Source organism: Paenibacillus sp. PDC88 (genome assembly GCF_900106725.1).
GTDB classification, from domain to species: Bacteria; Bacillota; Bacilli; order Paenibacillales; family Paenibacillaceae; genus Paenibacillus; species Paenibacillus shunpengii.
The window spans coordinates 1-1,815 of record NZ_FNNT01000032.1; the positions used below are offsets into that span (position 1 = coordinate 1).

Below are 1,815 nucleotides of genomic sequence, written 5' to 3' on the forward strand. Positions count from 1 at the left end.
AAAAGTCCAGCGGTATGATGTCAAGTCCTAGATTCGAGTAAATTGGAAATTTTCTATGTGAAAAGTGCTTTGAGTCTAGAAAAATGACAATATCAAACTAATCCCAGCCCAAATCAAGGATAATTCCAGATTTTTACTGGGAATGAGTAAGGACTTTGGCAAAGGGGGCGTCAATCCTTCGCAGTCGTTACCTTCTTCCGTGGCGTATAGAGTTGGCCGTTGCGTAGCAGCACATCGACCAGACGCACAAGTTTTCTTGCCGTTAAGACGAGGGCGCGTTTGTGTTGGTGCTTAGGAACTTCTTTGTACTTCTTCCGGTAATACTCACCGAATTCCTCATCGCGGTTTTTCACCGAGTTGGCAGCTTCAACCAGGTAATAGCGAAGGAATCGGTTGCCGGATTTAATGCGTTTGGTATCTTCGGCTTCAAAAGGGCCAGACTGATGTTTACGCCAGGAAAGGCCGGCATACTTGGCCACAGCCGCTTGATCACTGAAGCGATCGATGTCTCCAATCTCCGCGAGGATACCGGCGGCATACACCCGGTCAATCCCAGGGATGGAGCGCAAGCATTTGGATTCAGGCAGGCCTTCGAGAATGCGCTCTATGGCTTTGTCCAAATCTTTGAGCTGTGCCTGGATGCTTCGAATCACTTGAATGGATGTGCCAAGCACCAGGTCGATGGAGTCCTCAACCACTTTGGAAAGTCGATAAGAGGCTCTGGCAGCCTTCTGAATGCAGCGTGCGACGTTCTCCGGATCAGGGAAGCGATTGCGTCCCTTGTCCCTTAAATAGTCGGCCAATTCGGCGACATCCATCGTGGCAATGTCGTCAAGGCTGTACTTCTCGGAGAGCATCTCCATGAGCGCGTGACCGAATACCGAGCTGTCTACTTCGGTCGTAAAGGCGTTGCACTTATAGAACAGGTTCTGCAAAAAATATTGCTTCTCACGCGCCAGGTTGTGGATCAGGTGGAATCGCATGCGCGTGAGGCGCTGGAGCGCAACATATTGCTCTTGCATGACGATGGTGGTGGTCAATCGTCCAAAGCGCAAGCGATCCGCAATCACCCAGGCATCAAGACGGTCGGTCTTGTCCATATCCGGGTAGGCTTCTCTGAATTTGCTGACCAGCTTCGGGTTGATGGTGAACACTTTGGCTTTACGGGCTTTGAGCGCCGGATCCTCATGCATGAACATGGCAGGATGCCAGCTGTAGACCGAAGTCGCTTCAAGGCCAATGTGAATCTCGGAAGACGAATGCTTGTCCGCTACAGCGACGATGCGATCTCTCAGATGAGAAGCGCCGTCGAGATTATTCTTGACGGTGAGCGTTTCCAGCTTGTCTCCGTCGGGATTCATAAAGCACGCTTCCAGTTCTTGTGAGCTGACGTCAATACCGACAAATAACTTCAAATGGAGTTCCTCCTTTCTGTTGAGGGATTCAGGGAATGGACGCTCCGGGATGCCTCCGGCGCACACGCAGATCAATCACCCTCGCCTATGAGAACACACTTCAGTCCATGAGCTGCCCCGGCACTGCTATAGCCGGGCATGGGTTGCCGAAGGGAACAGCCAGCGGGTAAGAAGTTCAGACGTGTACCGGAGAAACAGACTTTTAATGTAGACGTGGCTACAGGAGGGATACGAATTTCCCCGAATGGACCCTAAGTTCCATTGTCCAGAGACATTCCAGAAAGTCCAGTCCCCATTCAATTTTCAAAGAACGATTTGCTGGAAAATTTCAAGGAATCTCTCCAGCCCCTACGGGGCTGGAAGCTGAAAGAAAAGAGCTTTCAAAAGATACTATACGAGG

The 1,815-nt window shown here is 50.6% G+C and carries 1 protein-coding gene; it reads right to left on the reverse strand.

Annotation, left to right across the window (positions count from 1 at the left end; all coding sequences use genetic code 11):
* Positions 1-170: 170 nt before the first annotated feature.
* On the reverse strand, positions 171-1,415 hold the full coding sequence (locus BLW49_RS28415) for an IS110 family RNA-guided transposase (protein WP_090728280.1): 1,245 nt from the start codon (positions 1,413-1,415) through the stop codon (positions 171-173).
* Between the last annotated feature and the right edge of the window lie 400 nt (positions 1,416-1,815).